15 protein-coding genes are annotated in these 17805 nt (G+C 72.3%); 4 read left to right on the top strand and 11 right to left on the bottom strand.

The window, feature by feature from the left end:
• Nucleotides 1-19 precede the first annotated feature (19 nt).
• The 7 genes from pcaD to ACFW01_RS03880 are packed head-to-tail and all read right to left on the bottom strand — an operon-like array spanning nucleotide 20 to nucleotide 6489.
• The gene (gene pcaD, locus ACFW01_RS03910) at nucleotides 20-1135 is read right to left on the bottom strand and encodes a 3-oxoadipate enol-lactonase (RefSeq protein WP_384502304.1); all 1116 of its coding nucleotides are present in this window, start codon (nucleotides 1133-1135) and stop codon (nucleotides 20-22) included.
• A gap of 2 nt (nucleotides 1136-1137) precedes the next feature.
• Nucleotides 1138-2484 carry a 3-carboxy-cis,cis-muconate cycloisomerase gene (gene pcaB / locus ACFW01_RS03905; RefSeq protein ID WP_384502303.1) on the bottom strand — a complete coding sequence of 449 codons (1347 nt, stop codon included), beginning with the start codon at nucleotides 2482-2484 and terminating at the stop codon, nucleotides 1138-1140.
• Complete coding sequence (pcaG, locus tag ACFW01_RS03900; RefSeq protein WP_234956909.1) at nucleotides 2481-3086, bottom strand: protocatechuate 3,4-dioxygenase subunit alpha; 606 nt, start codon at nucleotides 3084-3086, stop codon at nucleotides 2481-2483. The genes pcaB and pcaG overlap by 4 nt, the downstream gene beginning before the upstream one ends.
• Nucleotides 3087-3091: 5 nt before the next feature.
• On the bottom strand, nucleotides 3092-3865 hold the full coding sequence (gene pcaH, locus ACFW01_RS03895) for a protocatechuate 3,4-dioxygenase subunit beta (RefSeq protein ID WP_234956910.1): 774 nt from the start codon (nucleotides 3863-3865) through the stop codon (nucleotides 3092-3094).
• A gap of 25 nt (nucleotides 3866-3890) precedes the next feature.
• Nucleotides 3891-5093 carry a thiolase family protein gene (locus ACFW01_RS03890; RefSeq protein WP_384502302.1) on the bottom strand — a complete coding sequence of 401 codons (1203 nt, stop codon included), beginning with the start codon at nucleotides 5091-5093 and terminating at the stop codon, nucleotides 3891-3893.
• Nucleotides 5090-5734, bottom strand: a complete 645-nt coding sequence (locus ACFW01_RS03885; protein WP_234956912.1) for a CoA transferase subunit B — start codon at nucleotides 5732-5734, stop codon at nucleotides 5090-5092. Before ACFW01_RS03885 ends, ACFW01_RS03890 begins: the two co-directional genes overlap by 4 nt.
• Complete coding sequence (locus ACFW01_RS03880; protein ID WP_234956913.1) at nucleotides 5734-6489, bottom strand: CoA transferase subunit A; 756 nt, start codon at nucleotides 6487-6489, stop codon at nucleotides 5734-5736. The genes ACFW01_RS03885 and ACFW01_RS03880 overlap by 1 nt, the downstream gene beginning before the upstream one ends.
• A gap of 195 nt (nucleotides 6490-6684) precedes the next feature.
• On the opposite strand from ACFW01_RS03880, the gene ACFW01_RS03875 reads away from it, so the two are divergent.
• Nucleotides 6685-7146: a MarR family transcriptional regulator gene (locus ACFW01_RS03875; protein WP_234956914.1), complete on the top strand. Its 462-nt coding sequence runs from the start codon at nucleotides 6685-6687 to the stop codon at nucleotides 7144-7146.
• A gap of 15 nt (nucleotides 7147-7161) precedes the next feature.
• Here ACFW01_RS03875 and ACFW01_RS03870 read toward each other — a convergent pair whose 3' ends face one another.
• Nucleotides 7162-8184: a DUF3048 domain-containing protein gene (locus ACFW01_RS03870; protein ID WP_384502345.1), complete on the bottom strand. Its 1023-nt coding sequence runs from the start codon at nucleotides 8182-8184 to the stop codon at nucleotides 7162-7164.
• 200 nt (nucleotides 8185-8384) lie between these two features.
• Here ACFW01_RS03870 and ACFW01_RS03865 point away from each other — a divergent pair, with 200 nt between their 5' ends.
• Nucleotides 8385-9575, top strand: a complete 1191-nt coding sequence (locus tag ACFW01_RS03865; RefSeq protein WP_384502301.1) for a zinc-dependent alcohol dehydrogenase — start codon at nucleotides 8385-8387, stop codon at nucleotides 9573-9575.
• A 24-nt stretch (nucleotides 9576-9599) separates the two neighbouring features.
• Here ACFW01_RS03865 and ACFW01_RS03860 read toward each other — a convergent pair whose 3' ends face one another.
• Nucleotides 9600-10667, bottom strand: a complete 1068-nt coding sequence (locus ACFW01_RS03860) for an ATP-dependent DNA ligase (RefSeq protein ID WP_384502300.1) — start codon at nucleotides 10665-10667, stop codon at nucleotides 9600-9602.
• 74 nt (nucleotides 10668-10741) lie between these two features.
• On the opposite strand from ACFW01_RS03860, the gene ligD reads away from it, so the two are divergent.
• Nucleotides 10742-11782 carry a non-homologous end-joining DNA ligase gene (ligD, locus tag ACFW01_RS03855; protein ID WP_384502299.1) on the top strand — a complete coding sequence of 347 codons (1041 nt, stop codon included), beginning with the start codon at nucleotides 10742-10744 and terminating at the stop codon, nucleotides 11780-11782.
• Here ligD and ACFW01_RS03850 read toward each other — a convergent pair.
• Entirely contained in the window at nucleotides 11769-13958 is a 2190-nt protein-coding gene (locus tag ACFW01_RS03850; protein ID WP_384502298.1) for an OmpL47-type beta-barrel domain-containing protein, read from the bottom strand. The genes ligD and ACFW01_RS03850 overlap by 14 nt on opposite strands.
• Before the next feature lie 14 nt (nucleotides 13959-13972).
• A complete protein-coding gene (locus tag ACFW01_RS03845) occupies nucleotides 13973-16450 on the bottom strand; it encodes a ThuA domain-containing protein (RefSeq protein WP_384502297.1) in 2478 nt (825 codons plus the stop codon).
• Nucleotides 16451-16649: 199 nt separating this feature from the next.
• Here ACFW01_RS03845 and ACFW01_RS03840 point away from each other — a divergent pair, with 199 nt between their 5' ends.
• Complete coding sequence (locus ACFW01_RS03840; RefSeq protein WP_234956921.1) at nucleotides 16650-17678, top strand: multicopper oxidase domain-containing protein; 1029 nt, start codon at nucleotides 16650-16652, stop codon at nucleotides 17676-17678.
• Nucleotides 17679-17805 lie beyond the last annotated feature (127 nt).

Raw genomic sequence — 17805 nt, 5'->3', positions numbered from 1 at the left:
CCCGCCCCGCCGGGGGGCCTCAGCCCGGGGTGCCGTCCTCCTCGGCCAGCACCCGCTGGGCCGTCGCGAACGCCGAGTTCGCCGCCGGCACCCCGCAGTACACCGCAGTCTGGAGCAGTACCGCACCGATCTCGTCCGGCGTCAGCCCGTTGCGCCGGGCCGCCCGCACGTGCATGGCCAGCTCCTCGTAGTGGCCGTGCGCGACCAGCGCGGTCAGCGTGACCAGGCTGCGCTCGCGCCGGGACAGCGTCTCGTCGGTCCAGATCTCGCCCCACGCGTAGCGCGAGATGAAGTCCTGGAAGCGGGCGGTGAACGGGGACTGGCGGGCCTGCGCCCGGTCCACGTGCGCGTCGCCCAGCACCTCGCGCCGTACCGCCATGCCCCGCCGGGCGTCGCCGTCGAGGTGCGTCCGCAGGGCGGTCAGCACCGCCTCCGGACGTTCGGCGGGCGCCAGGTGCGAGGCGCCGGGGATCTCCGTCAGCGTCGCGCCCGGCACCGCGTCGGCGATCTCCCGCAGATGCGCGGGCGGCGTGGCCGGATCCTCGCGCCCGGCGATCAGCAGCGTCGGCGCGGTGATGTCGCCGAGCCGGTCCCGCAGGTCGAAGGCGGCCAGCGCGTCGCAGCAGGCGGCGTAGGCACCGGGGTCGGCGTCCCGGTGGTCCCGGACCAGTCGCGGCACGGTGAACCCGGGGGTGAACCACCGGGCGTCCGCGCCGTCCGCCAGCCGCGCCAGCCCCTCCGCGCGCACCCGCGCGGCCCGCTCCTCCCACGGCTTCGCACCGTTGAAGTGCGCCGACGAGCAGACGACCGCCAGCGACGACACCCGCTCCGGATGGTGCACGGCCAGGTGCAGGCCCACCGCCCCGCCCAGCGACACCCCGGCGTAGGCGAACCGCTCCACCCCGAGCGAGTCGGCGAGGGCCAGCACCAGCCCGGCGAGGTCACCGACGGTGGCGCCGGGCCCGATGAGGCCGGCCGCCGAACCCCCGTGCCCGGGCAGGTCCCAGCGGATCACCCGGTGCCCCGTGGACAGCTCGGGTGCCACCGCGTCCCACAGGGCGTACGAGGTGCCCAGCGAGGGCCCGAGCAGCAGCGGGGGTGCGGAGGCAGGGCCTTCGGCCAGGTGGTCGAGCATGGTCAACGTCGCTCCAGAGCACGGTCGGTCAGGGCTCCCGCGGAGCCGGTGTAACGGACGGGATCGGTGAGGGCGTCGAGGTCCAGGTCCCGCAACTCCGGCACCTCGGCGAGCAGTTCACCCAGGGTCCGGTCCTCGGCATACGTGCGCGCCGCAAGCTCGGTGAGCAGCGCCCTGGCGCGGGACCGCCCGAGCACCGGCGTCAGTTCGGCGGCGAGCCGCTCGGACACGATCAGCCCGTGGGTGAGGCCGAGGTGCGCGCGCATCACGTCCGGCCGCACCCGGAGCCCCTCGGCCAGTTCGGCGGTGTCCCGGGCCGCGCCGCCCGCCAGCCGCAGCAGGTCGCGCAGCGGCTCCCACTCGGCGTGCCAGGCGCCCGCCGGACGCTCGTCCCCGGCGGTCAGCGAGCCGTACAGCACCGCCGCGAGCTGCGGCGCGCGCCGGGCCGCCGCCGTGATCAGCGTGGACCGTACGGGGTTGGCCTTGTGCGGCATCGCCGAGGAGCCGCCGCCCCCGCCCTCGGCGACCTCGCCGATCTCGGTGCGGGAGAGCGTCAGCACGTCGGCGGCGATCTTTCCGAGGGCCCCCGCGGTGAAGGTGAGGGCACCGGCCAGGTCGGCGACCGGGGTGCGCAGCGTGTGCCACGGCAGCAGCGGTGCCCGCAGGCCCAGTTCGCGGGCGTACGCGGCGGGGAGCGCCATCGGGTCCGGCGCCCCGTACGCCCCGAAGGCGGCCAGGGTGCCCGCCGCGCCGCCCAGCTGCGCGGGCAGGGTGTCGCGCACGGCGGCGACGCGGTCGCGCGCGTCCAGGACCAACGCGCGCCATCCGGCCGCCTTCAGCCCGAAGGTCGTCGGTACGGCGTGCTGGGTGAGCGTCCGGCCCGGCATCGCCGTGTCCCGGTGCTCGGCGGCCAGCACGGCCAGCGCGCGTTCCGTACGCGTGAGGTCCGGGAGCAGCAGGTCCAGGGTGCGGGCGGCGACCAGCATCGTCGCCGTGTCCATGATGTCCTGGCTGGTCGCACCCCGGTGGACGTACGGCCCGTACTCCTCACCGACCGCCCCGGTCAGGTCGGCCACCAGGGGGATGACCGGGTTTCCGCCGCCGCGGGCGCGTTCGGCCAGGGAGCGCACGTCGAACCGGGCCGGATCACCGGCGGCCTCCGTCACCGCGGCCGCCGCCGCGGCGGGTGCAAGGCCCAGCGCGGCCTGGGCGCGGGTCAGGGCCGCCTCGGCGTCCAGCAGGGCCCGCAGGTACGCGTGGTCGCCGGTCGCCGCCCCGGCCGGCGAGCCCGCCCGGCCGGGGGCGAGCAGGCTCGTGCCGACGTCTGCGGGATCCGCGGGTGATGTCACTGGAACTCCAGGAAGACCGTCTCGCCCTCGCCCTGAAGGCGGATGTCGAAACGGTACGTCCCGCGGCCCTCGTCCACCGCGACCAGCGTGTCGCGGCGCTCCTTCGGCACCCGGGCCAGCAGCGGGTCGGCGGCGAGCAGCGCCTGGTCGTCCGGCAGGTAGATCCGGGTGTACAGGTGCACGAGGAGTCCGCGCGCGAAGACGCACACGCTGACGCAGGGCGCGCTCCGCCCGCGTGCCCCGGGCCGCAGTGTCCGCGCGTACCAGTGGCCGTTCGCATCGGTCTGGATCCGGCCGAAGCCGGTGAACTCCACCCCGTTGCGGCCCAGGAAGCCGCCGGAGGCGGGGTCGCGCCGCATGGAGCCGTCGGCGGTCGGTGTCCTGCCCTCGGTGTCCGGACCCCACAGCTCCACGAGCGCGTCCGGCAGCGGGGCGCCCTCCCCGTCGTACACGTACCCGTGCACGGTGATCGTGTCCGGATGGCCGGCCGGCGCGATGTCCTCGCCGCCGGGGAAGGGCAGCGCGTACCCGTAGAACGGGCCGACCGTGTGCGACGGAGTGGGCAGGACCTGCCCCGGCTCGCTGGTGTCGATCTTCGTCATGGGGGTCAGCGTCCTTCTTCGATCCAGGTGGCGTTCGGGCCGTCGAGCACGATGTCCCAGTGGTAGCCGAGCGAGAACTCGGGCACGGACAGGTCGTGGTCGTACGTCGCGATCAGCCGCTGCCGGGCGGCGTCGTCGGTCACGGACTGGAGGATCGGGTCGTACGGGAACAGCGGGTCGTTCGGGAAGTACATCTGCGTCACGAGCCGCTGGGTGAACGCGGACCCGAACACCGAGAAGTGGATGTGCGCCGGACGCCAGGCGTTGACGTGGTTGCGCCACGGGTAGGGGCCGGGCTGCACGGTGGTGAATCGGTAGCGGCCGTCGTCGTCGGAGAGGGTGCGGCCCACCCCGGTGAAGTTCGGGTCCAGCGGCGCGTCGTGCTGCTCGCGCTGGTGCGCGTACCGTCCCGCCGAGTTGGCCTGCCAGATCTCCACGAGCTGGCCGCGCACGGGCCTGCCGTCGCGGTCGAGGAGCCGGCCCGAGACGGTGATGCGCTCGCCGACCGGCTCGCCGGTGTGCTGCCGGGTCAGGTCGTTGTCGATCCCGGTGAGGTCCCGCTGGCCGAAGGCCGGGGAGGACAGCTCCACCAGCTCCGGGTCCTGGCGGACGTCGATCGCGATCGGCGGCTGCTTCGGGTGGCGCAGCACCGAGGAGCGGTACGGGGCGTAGTCGCGGCGCGGGTGGTGCTCGACGGGCGCGCCGTCGGCGACCCGCTTCTCGTACGCGGCGTGTTCGGCCGCGATCTCCGCGTCGATGTCGTGCTGGGTGAGAGGCATGGGGATTCCCGTGGGTGACAGGGGCTTAGCGGTCGAGGACGAGGGCCAGGCCCTGGCCGACACCGATGCAGAGGGTGGCGACGCCGGTGCCGCCGCCCTTGCGGGCCAGCTGGTGGGCGACGGTCCCGGCGAGGCGGGCACCGGAGGCGCCCAGCGGGTGGCCCAGCGCGATGGCTCCGCCCTGGGGGTTGAGGATCGCGGGGTCGAACTCCGGCCACTCGGCCGCGCAGCCGAGCACCTGGGCGGCGAAGGCCTCGTTGAGTTCGAGGACGTCCAGGTCGGCGAAGGTGCGCCCGGCCTTGGCCAGGGCGCGGTGCACGGCTTCGACGGGGGCGAGACCGAAGTAGTGCGGGTCGGTCGCCGAGACGCCGGTGGCGGAGATCCGGGCGAGCGGTTCGCGGCCGGTGGCCCTCAGGCCCTCCGCGTCGGTGAGGAGCAGGGCCGCCGCGCCGTCGTTGAGCGGCGAGGCGTTGCCCGCGGTGACCCTGCCGTCGGTCTTCCGGAACGACGGCTTGAGCTTGGCCATCGCCTCCAGCGAGGCGGTCGGGCGTACGCACTCGTCGGCGGCGAAGTCCACGGGGCCGCCCTTGCGCCGCTCCACCGGGACGGGCGCGAGCTCGGCGTCGAACAGGCCGTCCGCCTGGGCGCGGGCGGCCTTGTGGTGGGAGGCGAGCGCGTACGCGTCCTGCCGCTCGCGCGTGATCCCGTGCTTGTCGGCGATCAGCTCCGCCGACTCCCCGAGCGGGATCGTCCACTGCGGGTCCATCCTCGGGTTGACCATGCGCCAGCCCAGGGTGGTCGAGTACAGCTCGGTGTGCCCGGCGGGGAAGGGCCGGTCCGACTTGGGCAGGACGTACGGCGCCCGGGTCATCGACTCCACCCCGCCCGCGAGGGCGATCGAGGCGTCGCCGACGGCGATGGCGCGCGCGGCCTGGACGACGGCTTCGAGCCCGGAGGCGCACAGCCGGTTCACGGTGACGCCGGGGACGCTGGTGGGCAGGCCGGCCAGGAGGGCGGCCATCCGCGCGACGTTGCGGTTCTCCTCGCCGGCGCCGTTGGCGTTGCCCAGGTAGACGTCCTCGATCCGGGACGGGTCCAGGGCCGGGGTGCGGGCGAGGAGTCCGCGGATCGCGTGCGCGGCCAGATCGTCGGGGCGCACGCCCGCCAGCCCGCCGTTGTACTTGCCGAACGGGGTGCGGACCGCGTCGACGACGTAGACGTCCTTCACTTCGCCTCCTCCGCGACGACGAGCGCGGCATCGGTCCGGGCGGTGATCTCCTCGACGCTCACGCCCGGCGCGGTCTCGGCCAGGACCAGACCGTCGGGGGTGACGTCGAGGACGCCGAGGTCGGTGATGATCCGGTCCACGCACGCCTTCCCGGTGAGGGGCAGCGCGCACTCCTGGAGGATCTTGGGCGAGCCGTCCTTGGCGGTGTGGGTCATCACCACGATCACGGTGCGGGCCCCGTGGACCAGGTCCATCGCCCCGCCTATCCCGGTGATCATCTTGCCCGGGACGGCCCAGTTGGCCAGGTCCCCGCCCGCCGACACCTGCATGGCCCCCAGCACGGCGACGTCGATGTGCCCGCCCCGGATCATGCCGAAGGACAGCGCGGAGTCGAAGAAGGCGGCGCCCGGCAGCACCGTCACCGTCTCCTTGCCCGCGTTGATCAGATCGGGGTCCACCTCGGCCTCGGTCGGGTAGCGGCCGGTGCCGAGGATGCCGTTCTCCGACTCCAAGGTGACCTCGACGCCCTCGGGGAGGTGGTTGGGGATCAGTGTCGGCAGGCCGATGCCGAGATTGACGTACTGGCCGTCCTTCAGCTCCCGCGCCGCCCGCGCGGCCATCTCCTCACGCGTCCAGGCCATCAGGAACTCACCGTCCGCCGCTCGATCTTCTTCTCCGCCGCCTGCTCCGCCGTCAGCGCCACCACGCGCTGCACGAAGATGCCGGGCAGATGCACTTCGTCCGGGTCGATCCCGCCGGGCTCCACCAGCTCCTCCACCTCCGCGATCGTCACCCGTCCGGCCATCGCGGCCAGCGGGTTGAAGTTCCGGGACGACTTGGCGAACACCAGGTTCCCGTGCCGGTCGCCCCTGGCCGCCCGCACCAGCGCGAAGTCGGTACGGATGCCGCGCTCCAGCACGTACTCGGTCCCGTCGAACTCGCGGACCTCCTTGGGCGGGGAGGCCAGCGCGACCCCGCCGTCGCCGTCGTAGCGCCAGGGCAGACCGCCGTCGGCCACCTGGGTGCCGACGCCGGCGGGGGTGTAGAACGCGGGGATCCCGGCGCCGCCGGCCCGCAGCCGCTCGGCCAGCGTGCCCTGCGGGATCATCTCCACCTCCAGCTCCCCGCCGAGGTACTGGCGCGCGAACTCCTTGTTCGCGCCGATGTAGGACCCCGTCACACGGGCGATCCGGCCGGCGGCCAGCAGCACCGCGAGACCGGACTCCATCGCCCCGCAGTTGTTGGAGACCACCGACAGGCCGTCGGTGCCGCGCTCGTACAGCGCCTGGATCAGTACGTTCGGCACACCGCTCAGCCCGAAGCCGCCCACCGCGAGCGACGCGCCGTCGGGCACGTCGGCCACCGCCCCACCGGCCGTGGCCACCACCTTGTCCATCCGAGAAGCCCCATCTCTGACGCAAATTAATCAGGGCACTGAGTATTTCAGCGAGGTGCTCAACACGCTGCCATCGACCGGCCGAGGCGTCAAGAGCTGGAAAAGTGCCCGGTAGACCGCTTGCTGAGGTGTCCGGCGGTTCGCGGCAGGCCGGGGTATCGTCAGTACACCGACGAAATGACTACGGGAGAGCGCATGGCAGCGGTCGACCTGACCACCCATCCCGGACACCTGGCCCGGCGGCTCCAGCAGGCGCACTACCTGCTCTGGAACACGATGGTCTCCGAGGAGACCACCTCGCCGCAGTTCGCCGTCCTGAACGCCCTCGTCGCCGAGCCCGGCCTGGACCAGCGCACGGTGGGGGAGCGGGTGGGCCTGGACCGCTCCACCATCGCCGAGGTGATCAGCCGGCTGGGCCGCCGCGGGCTGCTCGACAAGGTCCGCGACCAGCAGGACGGCCGCCGCTTCCTGCTCCGGCTGACCGACGAGGGGCTGCGCGTCCACCGCAGGCTGAGCGTGCGGGTCGCCCGGATGAACCAGGTGTTCCTCGCCCCGCTCTCGCCCGACGAGCGGACCGCGTTCTTCGACCTGGTCCGCCGGGTCGCGGACGCCGCCGAGGGACTGCGCAACCCGGAGCCGTCCGGGGTGCCGGGCTGACGCGGGGCCGACGGCTCAGGAGCCGCCCGCGAAGACCACCCACACCTGGCCCGCGGCGAAGTTCAGCGCGGCGCCGTCGCGGGTGGTGAACGTCGTGCCGTCGGCGGCCGAGCCGCGCGTCCAGGTGGCGTCGTACGTCCGGCCGTCGCGCAGCACCTCCGCGCGGCCCGAGCCCACCGACTCGACGTAGGGGGAGTTGCTGCCGCGGAAGTCGCGGAAGGCGGAGTCGCGCACCGTCACGTGCTGCACGACGACCGTGGCCGGCGCCGGGCGCTCGCCGTCGGCCCCGTCGGCCGGTGAGCCGTCCAGGGAGACCAGCCACCGGTCCCGGCTCTCCGACCAGGTGAAGGTGAAGCTCGTGGCCGGGTAGCGCACCGTGCGGGACGACTCCGTCCGGCCGCCCTCGGGTGCCTCGCCGAAGGTGAACCCCGTGGTGAGGGCTTTGGCGCCCGCGGGCTCGGCCGGCAGCTCGCCGGGGTGCAGGTAGAGGTTGTGCGGGGCCTGCCGGCCGTCGTCGCGGACGTAGGCGCCGGGTGCGTCGCCCGGTGTGACGGCGCGCAGCGGAGCCTTCCCGATGAGCGGCAGCAGCTTGCTCTGGGCGCCGGAGAACGCCAGCGTCGGCCGGTCGAACTGGCGCAGCAGCTCCAGGTCGGACTCCCGGGCGCTGCGCACCGGCCCGACCTCCTCGGGCAGCCGGGTCGCGTAGAGCGCCATCAGGCGGCTCAGCCCGCCCTCCACCGGCTCCGCGTAGACGACGTCCGCGGCGTCCAGGCCGGTCTGGGGCCGGGCCTCGGGCGCGTTGTCGACCTTCACGGCGAGCACCGGGCCGGTGCTCGCCGGCGCCGAGGTGTGCGACCGCTCCGGCTCCGGCGCCCGTCCGTTGTCCTTGCCGCCCGGCCCGGCCGTGCAGCCCGCGGCCAGCGCGACGGCCGCCGCCACGGTCACCAGCGCGGCACCGCGTGCCCCGTGCGTGCGCCCCTCGCGCGTGCCCCGTCCGCGCGGGCTCCGTCCGTGCGTCCCTCGTCGCATCCCGACCATCCGTCCGCCCATCCCGTGTCATTGATTGTGCGCCTCTTGCAGCATTTAGTGCCATACCTGATCGAATCCGACAGGGCACACGGAACGAGGCAGATAATCCGCTGTTCGGCCGAAACCGCGGCCGGTTCAGCGACGAGGGCTCCGGGTACCCGGCCGGGACGCAGAAGCGCGAGTGCACGGCCACGGAGGGAGCCCGGGCGATGAAGGCACTGACATGGCAGGGCAAGCGGGACGTCCGGGTCGAGGAGGTGCCCGACCCGCGGATCGAGGAACCGACCGACGCGGTCATCCGCGTCACCTCCTCGGGGCTGTGCGGCTCCGACCTGCACCTCTACGAAGTACTCACGCCGTTCATGACACCGGGCGACATCCTCGGCCACGAGCCGATGGGCATCGTCGAGGAGGTCGGCCCCGAGGTGACCGGCCTGAAGCCGGGCGACCGGGTCGTGGTGCCGTTCCAGATCGCGTGCGGGCACTGCTACATGTGCGGCAGCGGCCTGCCGACCCAGTGCGAGACCACCCAGGTCACCGGCGAGGGCATGGGCGCCCCGCTGTTCGGCTACACCCGGCTGTACGGGGCGGTGCCCGGCGGCCAGGCCGAGTACCTGCGCGTACCGCAGGCCCAGTTCGGGCCGATCAAGGTGCCCGAAGGCCCGGCCGACGACCGCTTCGTCTACCTCTCCGACGTGCTGCCCACCGCCTGGCAGGCGGTCGCGTACGCAGACATACCCAAGGGCGGCAGCATTGCCGTGCTCGGCCTCGGCCCGATCGGCGACATGGCCTGCCGGATCGCGCTGCTCAAGGGCGCCGGCCGGGTGTTCGGCGTGGACCTCGTGCCGGAGCGGCTGCGGCGCGCCCGCGAGCGGGGCGTGGAGACCTTCGACCTGCAGGCCTTCGACAGCGAGAAGGAGCTGGTCGCCGCGGTGCACGAGGAGACCGGCGGCCGCGGTCCCGACGCCGTGATCGACGCGGTCGGCACCGAGGCGCACGGCGGGACCGTGGCCAAGCTGGTCCAGCAGGCCGCCGCGGTGATGCCCCGGTCCCTCAGCGGCCCGCTCGCGGAGCGGTTCAGCGTCGACCGGCTCAGCGCCCTGTACACCGCGATCGACCTGGTCCGCCGCGGCGGCACCATCTCGCTGTCCGGCGTGTACGGCGGCATGGCCGACCCGATGCCCCTGCTGACCATGTTCGACAAGCAGATCCAGCTGCGCATGGGACAGGCCAACGTCCGCCGCTGGAGCGACGAGATCATCCCCCACCTCACCGACGAGGACCCGCTCGGCGTCGACGACTTCGCCACCCACCGGGTGCCGCTGGCGGACGCACCGCACGCGTACGAGATGTTCCAGAAGAAGCAGGACGGCGCGGTCAAGGTGCTCATGAAGCCGTGAGCCCAGGTCGCCAAGGAGGAGCCCTCACGGTCCGCCGAGGATCTCCGCGAGGTCGTAGCGGACCGGCTCCTCCAGCTGGGTGTAGGTGCAGCTCTCGGGCGTCCGGTCCGGGCGCCAGCGGCGGAAGCGGGCCGTGTGCCGGAAGCGCGCCCCGTTCTCCATGTGGTCGTACGCCACCTCGACGACCCGCTCCGGCCTGAGCGGCACCCAGGACAGGTCCTTCTTGCCCGACCACCGGCTCGGTGCGCCCGGCAGCCGGGCCCCCTCGTGCGCCGACTCCTCGGCCCAGGCGGCCCACGGATGGCCCTGTGCGTCGTCCATGCGCAGCGGCTCCAGCTCCTCCACCAGCTCGGCCCGGCGCTTCATGGTGAAGGCCGCGCTCACCCCGACGTGCTGGAGCACACCCCGGCCGTCGTACAGACCGAGGAGCAGCGAACCGACCACGGGTCCGCTCTTGTGCAGCCGGTAACCGGCGACGACGACGTCCGCCGTGCGCTCGTGCTTGATCTTGTACATCGCCCGCTCGTCCTGCCGGTAGCGCCCGTCCAGCGGCTTGGCGACGACCCCGTCGAGCCCCGCGCCCTCGTACTGCTCGAACCACTGCCGGGCCACCTCGATGTCGTCCGTCGCCGGCGCCACGTGCACGGGCGGCGTGACCCCCTCCAACGCCCGGACCAGCAGCGCCCGCCGGTCGGCCAGTCCCACGTCGAGCAGTGACTCGTCGTCCAGGGCCAGCAGGTCGAAGGCGACCAGGGAGGCGGGCGTCCGCTCGGCCAGCGTCCGCACCCGCGAGTCCGCCGGATGGATCCGCTCCGTCAGCGCGTCGAAGTCCAGATGCCCCTCCCGCGCGATCACGATCTCCCCGTCCACCACGCACCGCTGGGGCAATTGCTCCCGCACCGCCGCCACCAGCTCCGGGAAATACCTGGTCAACGGCTTACCGGTACGGCTCCCCAGTTCCACCTCGTCCCCGTCCCGGAACACGATCGCCCGGAACCCGTCCCACTTGGCCTCGTAGTGCATCCCCGCCGGGATCTTCGCCACGGACTTGGCGAGCATCGGCTTCACGGGAGGCATGACGGGAAGATGCATGCTCCGACTCTATGAGCGGCGCGCGGCCCCCGCCTGATATGCGAAGCGCACCCCCTGCGCCTACCGTGGCTCGCATGGCGGAAGCGGTGGAACTGGAGGCGGGTGGCCGGACCGTGCGGCTGTCCAGCCCCGGCAAGGTGTTCTTCCCGGAACGCGGCTACACCAAGCTCGACGTCGCCCGGTACTACCAGGCGGTGGCCCCCGGCATCCTGCGCGCCCTGCGCGACCGCCCCACGACCCTGCAGCGCTACCCGGACGGGGTCGGCGGCGAGTGGTTCTACCAGAAGCGCGCGCCCAAGGGCATGCCCGACTGGATCCCGACCGCGCACATCACCTTCCCCAGCGGGCGCAGCGCCGACGAGATGTGCCCCACCGAGGAGGCGGCGGTCCTGTGGGCCGCCCAGTACGGCACCCTCACCTTCCACCCCTGGCCGGTGCGGCGCGCCGACGTCGACCACCCCGACGAACTCCGCGTCGACCTCGACCCGCAGCCCGGCACCGACTACGACGACACCGCCCGCGCCGCCCACGAACTGCGCGCGGTACTGGAGGAGTTCGGCGGACTGCGCGGCTGGCCCAAGACCTCGGGCGGGCGCGGCATCCACGTCTTCGTGCCGATCGAGCCGCGCTGGACCTTCACCCAGGTGCGGCGCGCCGCCATCGCCGTCGGCCGGGAGATGGAGAGGCGGATGCCGGACCGGGTGACCATCAAGTGGTGGAAGGAGGAGCGCGGCGAGCGTATCTTCATCGACTACAACCAGACCGCCCGCGACCGCACCATCGCCTCCGCCTACTCGGTGCGCCCCCGCCCGAACGCCCCGGTCTCCGCCCCGCTGACCTGGGACGAGGTGGGCGTCGCGCACCCGCAGGACTTCGACATCACGACCATGCCCGCGCGCTTCGCCGAACTCGGCGACGTGCACGCGGGCATGGACGACCATCGGTACTCCCTCGACGCCCTGCTGGAACTGGCGACGAAGGACGAGCACGACCACGGGCTCGGCGACCTGCCGTACCCGCCCGAGTATCCGAAGATGCCGGGGGAGCCCAGCCGGGTACAGCCGAGCCGGGCCAGGAAGCACGCTCCCGGCCCGGACGGGCCTACAGCTCCTTGATCCGGACGTCCCGGTACGAGACGACGTCCGTCGTGCCGTGCACCTGGAGTCCGACGTAACCGGAGGCGAACCGCCGTCCGTCCGTGCCCGGGTCGTCCGAGCGCGGCGGGGTGAAGTCCTGGCCGCCGGTGTTGTCGAACTCGTTGATCAGCACGCCGTTGCGGAAGACGGAGTAGTGCTGGTCGACCACGCGGATCTCGTAGTCGTTCCAGGTGCCCTTCTCCGTCACCCCCGCGCCGGCCAGACCCACCCGGTCGAAGCCGTAGAGCGAGCCGGTCTTGTACATGTCGCCGGTGGGGCCGTCGAAGACCTGCACCTCGTGGCCGTACTTGATGGCGACCCACTCCGGCCGGGACTCCTCCGGGTGGTCGTGCACCTGCGGGAAGCGCACGAACACGCCGCCGTTGGTGTTGGCGGTCCCCGCCGCGTCGTCCCGCCACTGGAGCTTCAGCGAGAAGTCACCGTACTTGCGCTCGGGGAACCACAGCATGCCCATGCCGGGCGTGGTGGTGCTGGAGGTGATCGACCCGTCCGCGTTCAGCCCGAACGAACCGCCGCCCACCTGCTGCCACTTGGCGAAGGAGGCCTGGGTGCCGTCGAGGATGGTGCGGTAGCCATCCGTCTGGCCGGGCTTGCCGATCCCGGACTGACGCGCGGCCTTGTTGACCGCCTTGACCTCGCGGCGGTCGACGACCCCCTCGTCCCGGAGGGTGTCCAGCACCTCGCGCACGTGCTTGAGGAAGAGCTGCTGCGACGACCACTCCCTCTCGTCCTCGATCATCTCGTTGATCCGGCACCGGTTGTTGGTGACCCGGTTCGGCACCCCGGTGTCCACCGTGCCGACGATCACCGTCTGGCGCTCGTCGAACTCCGGGCAGGGCGGCCCCGGAACCTGGCCCGCCACCACCGTGAAGCTCACGGTCACCGGCTCGGAGGTGTTGCCGGCCTCGTCGCTCGCCCGGTACGCCACGGTGTGCCGTCCGACGCGGTCGACGACCACGGGGTCGGTGTACGCCAGGTAGGGCCCGGCGTCCAGCGAGTACTCGACACCGGCGACGCCGGAGCCGCCCTCGTCCGTGGCGCTGACGGTCACCTTCGCGCTGCCGACGTACGCGCCGGCGGAGTTCTTGGTGCCGTCCACGGTCGCGCCGGTCACCGGCGGGGTGGTGTCCTGCGGGGGAGCGGCGACCACGGTGAAGGCGACGCTCTTCTCCGCGGCGACGTTGCCCGCCTTGTCGGTGGCCCGGTAACGGACCGTGTGCTCGCCGGCCTCGTGCACCATGACGGGCGCGCTGTACGCCTGCCAGGCGCCGTCACCGACGGCGTACTCGATGGTGTTGACGCCGGAACCGGTGTCGGAGGCGGTGACGGTCACCGTCGCCATGTCGATGTAGGCGCCGTCGGGGTTCTTCTCACCGCTGACCGTCGCCGAGGTCTCCGGCGGGGCCGTGTCGTCGGTGTCGGGGGCGGCCACCGTGAAGTCGACGCTCTTCTCGGCGGCCGCGTTGCCCGCCTTGTCGAACGCCCGGTAGCGCACCGTGTGGTCGCCGACCTGGTCGACCACGACCGGCGTGGTGTACGGCTGCCAGGCGCCGTCGGCGCCGATCGCGTACTCGACCCGGTCGACGCCCGAGCCGCCGGCCTCGTCGGTGGCGGCGACGGTCACGCTCGCCGAACCGACGTACTCCCCGTCGGCGTTCTGCGTGCCGCCCACCTCGGCCGAGGTCTCGGGCGCGGTGGTGTCGTCGCCACCGCCTCCCTCGGTCACGGTGAGCACGCCCGTCATCTGGCCGTGCCCGGGGATCGTGCAGTGGTACTTGTACGTGCCCGGGGTCAGGGTGACCTCGGCCGTGTGCTTGCCGCCCTGGGCATCGCCCGGGTTGGCGAGGATGTTCAGCTGGACGTCGCTGTTGTACTCCGGGTCGCTGGTGATGAAGGTCAGCGTGTGCGGCATGCCGGTGGTGTTGCCGGTGGCCTCACTGTTCTCGAAGACGATCGTGGCCGGTCCGGCCACCGCCGTCTCCGGCGCGGACGTGTACTTGTCGATGTCGTTGCCGGCGGTCCAGGTCAGGACCTGGTCGGCCGCCTCGGCGCGCGGCGCCGGCCGCCCGTCCTGGGCGGACGCCGTCTGCAGTCCGAGCATCATCAGCAGGCCCGCCAGCAGCGCGGCCCACATTCTTCGCTGGCGTATCACTCGGTCCCCCTGGCCAGTTGTCCGGCGGCCGGCGTCGGCCCGCCGCCCTCGTAGGTGACGCGCCACAGGGCCGACTTGGCGTCCGAGGTGAAGAAGCCGCGCCCGTAGTCCAGGACGTACAGCGCGCCGTCGGGGCCGAACTTCCAGCCCATCAGGTTCTTGATGCCGTCGTTGCCGATCGGCACGATCTTCTTCAGGGACTCCGAGTGCACCGGCAGACCGCCGTCGCCCTGGGTCTTCGGGTCCATCAGCACCGCGTTGCGCGGCTGGTCGGAGTCGTAGAAGTCACCGACGAACCACTTGCCGTCCCAGTACGCGGGCCACTTGGTGGCACTGGTGCTGTCCGCGTCGTAGCGGTAGACCGGGCCGTTCATCGCGGCCTGGCCGCCGCCCTTGAGCCAGGGCAGCCGGTAGGTGGCCTCGTCCTGCTCGTACGACGGGATGCCGTTCTCGTCGCGCGGGAAGTCGGGGCCGCCGCCCTGCGGCGAGTACCAGATGTTGTTGCCGGTCACCGGCGGCAGGTTGACCAGGCCGTCGTTGTTCGGCGACTCGTTCTTCGGGGCGTCGCAGTCGTACCAGCCCAGCGGCTTCGACGGGTCCGGCAGGTTCCGGTCCCGGTACGGCTGCTTGTTGCCCATGCAGTACGGCCAGCCCCGGTTGCTCGCCTTGGTGATGGTGGCGAACGTGTCGTACTTCGCCGGGCCCCACGTCGTCGAGGGGGCGCCGGCGTCCGGGCCGACCCAGCCGGCGTAGAGGGTGTCGGTGGCCTTGTCGACGGAGATGCGCGCCGGGTTGCGGACGCCCATCACGTAGATCTCGCCGCGCGTCTTGCCGCCGCCCTCGGCGGTCTCCTCGCCGGTGAACAGGTTGCCCTCGGGGAGCGTGTAGGTCCCGTCCGGCTCCGGGTGGATGCGCAGGATCTTGCCGTTGAGGTTGTTGGTGTTGCCCGCGGTGCGGCGCGCGTCCGCGAAGGAGACGCCCTTGAAGTTGGGCTGCGGGTTGTTGCCGGAGTAACCGTCGCTGAAGCCACTGGAGTTGTTGTCACCGGTGGCGATGTACAGGTTCCCCTTGGAGTCCCAGGCCATCCCGCCGCCCGCGTGGCAGCAGCTGTGGATCTGCACCGGCCACTTCAGCAGCACCTTCTCGCTGCCCAGGTCCAGCTTGTTGGTCGCCTGGTCCAGGGTGAAGCGCGAGACGCGCCGCTCGGCCATGTGGGTGTCGCGGTTGATCTCGGAGTGCGGCGTGTAGTGCAGGTACACCCAGCCGTTCTCGGCGAAGGCGGGGTCCAGCTCGATGCCGAGCAGGCCCTCCTCGACCTTGACCAGCTCGTCGCCGCCGCCCTTGTTGCCGAAGACGGTCAGGGCACCGGCGAGGGTGACCTTCTTGGTCTTCGGGTCGTAGACGTGGATCTCGCCCTTGCCCTTGCCGATGTCGGGGTTGTTCCAGTCGGTGATCACCGGCTGGGAGGAGTCGGCACCGCCGCGGCCGATGTAGAACACCCGCCCGTCGGGCGCGGTGACCAGGCCGTGCGGTTCGCCGATCTGGTCGTTCTGGCCCGGCTGGTTGGGCTGGGTCAGCCGCTCGGCCTTGTAGTTGCCGGTGATGGTGGCCTTGCAGTCGGCCTGCGACAGCCGCGACGTCCACAGCAGGGCGCCGCGCAGGTGCGCGCGGAACTCCGTCTCGTCGTACGACGACACCGTGCCGCCCATGCCGGTGTAGAAGGACCGGCCGCCGTCGTAGTCCCGGCACCAGCTGACCGGGTGGTCCCAGCCGTTGGCGCTCTCCCCGGGCGCGTACGTCGACTCGCGCACCCGGGCGACGGTGTGCACGTCACCGGACGGGTTCTGCTGCCAGTTGAGCCACTCGTCCGGCCGCTTCCACTCCGCCGGCAGGTCCTTGGTGGCCGGATGACGCCGGTCGCCGACCTCGACGGTGGCCCGCTGGACCTTGGTGGGGCTGGAGGCCGCCGGGCGGGCGCCGACCAGACCGGTGAACCAGTCCGAGTACGGCTCCGCGCGGGCCGCGTCGTGGACGCCGACGAATCCGCCGCCGGCCTCCATGTACGCCTCCAGGCCCGCCTCCTGCGCCGGATCGAGGACGTCGCCGCCCCCGGTCAGGAACACGATCGCGTTGAAGCGGCCCAGCTTCTTCTCGTTGGTGAAGACCGAGGCGTTGTCCGTCGCCTCGACCGTGAAGCGCTCGTTCGCCGGGCCGGACTGCCCGATCCGCTCGATGGCCGCGATCCCCGCGTTCACGACCGGCGACTCGTCGCCGGACGCGGCGGAACCGTAGAACAGCAGCACACGCACGTTGGAGCCACCCGGGGGCGACTTGATCGACATCGTTGTCAGGGACGGGTCCGGCGCCGGACGTGCGCTGGCCGTCGGGCCAGCCAGCAGTCCCGCGGCGACGAAGCCGGCGGTGGCGAACGCCGCCCATCCTCTTCTTCTCGCGCTCAACCCTCTCAAGGGCATGGGCATCTCCTCGGTCACGGCAGCAGCGCCAAGGAAGCTAGACCTCTTTGCGTGGTTCGCCAATAGGTATGACCGGGATCCAACGAACTTTGTCCTGAGTGTGGATAAACGCGGCGTCAACCGGTACGGTCCCACAGGCTCATCACAGCCAATCAGTACTACGGCTCCGCAAATTCCGTAACAGCGTGGGGAGTTCGGCATGGACAGACGAGGCTTCAACCGACGGGTACTGCTGGGCGGCGCGGCCGTCGCGACATCGTTGTCCATCGCCCCGGAGACCGCGGGCGCCACCGGTCGGGCCAAGGCGGTCGCCGCGAAGACGGCGCCGGCCGGGGGCGAGGTGAGACACATCAAGATGTACGCCGAGAAGCTGCCGGACGGTCAGATGGGCTACGGCTTCGAGAAGGGCAAGGCGTCCGTCCCCGGACCGCTGATCGAGCTGAACGAGGGCGACACGCTGCACATCGAGTTCACCAACACCATGGACGTCCGCGCCAGCCTCCACGTGCACGGCCTGGACTACGAGATCTCCAGCGACGGCACCGCGATGAACAAGAGCGACGTCGAGCCGGGCGGCACCCGCACCTACACCTGGCGCACCCACAAGCCGGGCCGCCGCGCGGACGGCACCTGGCGCTCGGGCAGCGCCGGCTACTGGCACTACCACGACCACGTCGTCGGCACCGAGCACGGCACGGGCGGCATCCGCAACGGCCTCTACGGACCGGTGATCGTGCGCCGCAAGGGCGACGTGCTGCCGGACGCCACGCACACCATCGTCTTCAACGACATGCTCATCAACAACCAGAAGCCCCACACCGGCCCCGACTTCGAGGCCACCGTGGGCGATCGCGTCGAGATCGTCATGATCACGCACGGCGAGTACTACCACACCTTCCACATGCACGGTCACCGCTGGGCCGACAACCGCACCGGCATGCTCACCGGCCCCGACGACCCCACCCAGGTCATCGACAACAAGATCACCGGCCCGGCGGACTCCTTCGGCTTCCAGATCATCGCGGGGGAGGGGGTGGGCGCCGGCGCGTGGATGTACCACTGCCACGTGCAGAGCCACTCCGACATGGGGATGGTGGGGCTGTTCCTGGTGAAGAAGACCGACGGCACCATCCCGGGGTACGACCCGCACGAGCACGCCCACGGGGGCGGCGAGCAGACGGCGAAGGCCCCCGAGCAGACCGAGAAGGCCCCCGAGCACCACCACTGAGGGCCGCCCCGAGCGTCCTCTCCCCGTCCGGGGGGGGGGGGGGGGGGGGGGGGGACCGGGCCGCCCCCGGCAGCACCACTCCAGCGAGAAGGGCGGCACCCCCCCCCACAGCGCCGCGGCGCAGGGC

The sequence above is a fragment of the Streptomyces sp. NPDC058985 genome (genome assembly GCF_042740985.1).
Lineage (GTDB): Bacteria > Actinomycetota > Actinomycetes > Streptomycetales > Streptomycetaceae > Streptomyces.
This window is presented reverse-complemented; position numbering and strand designations above follow the sequence as displayed.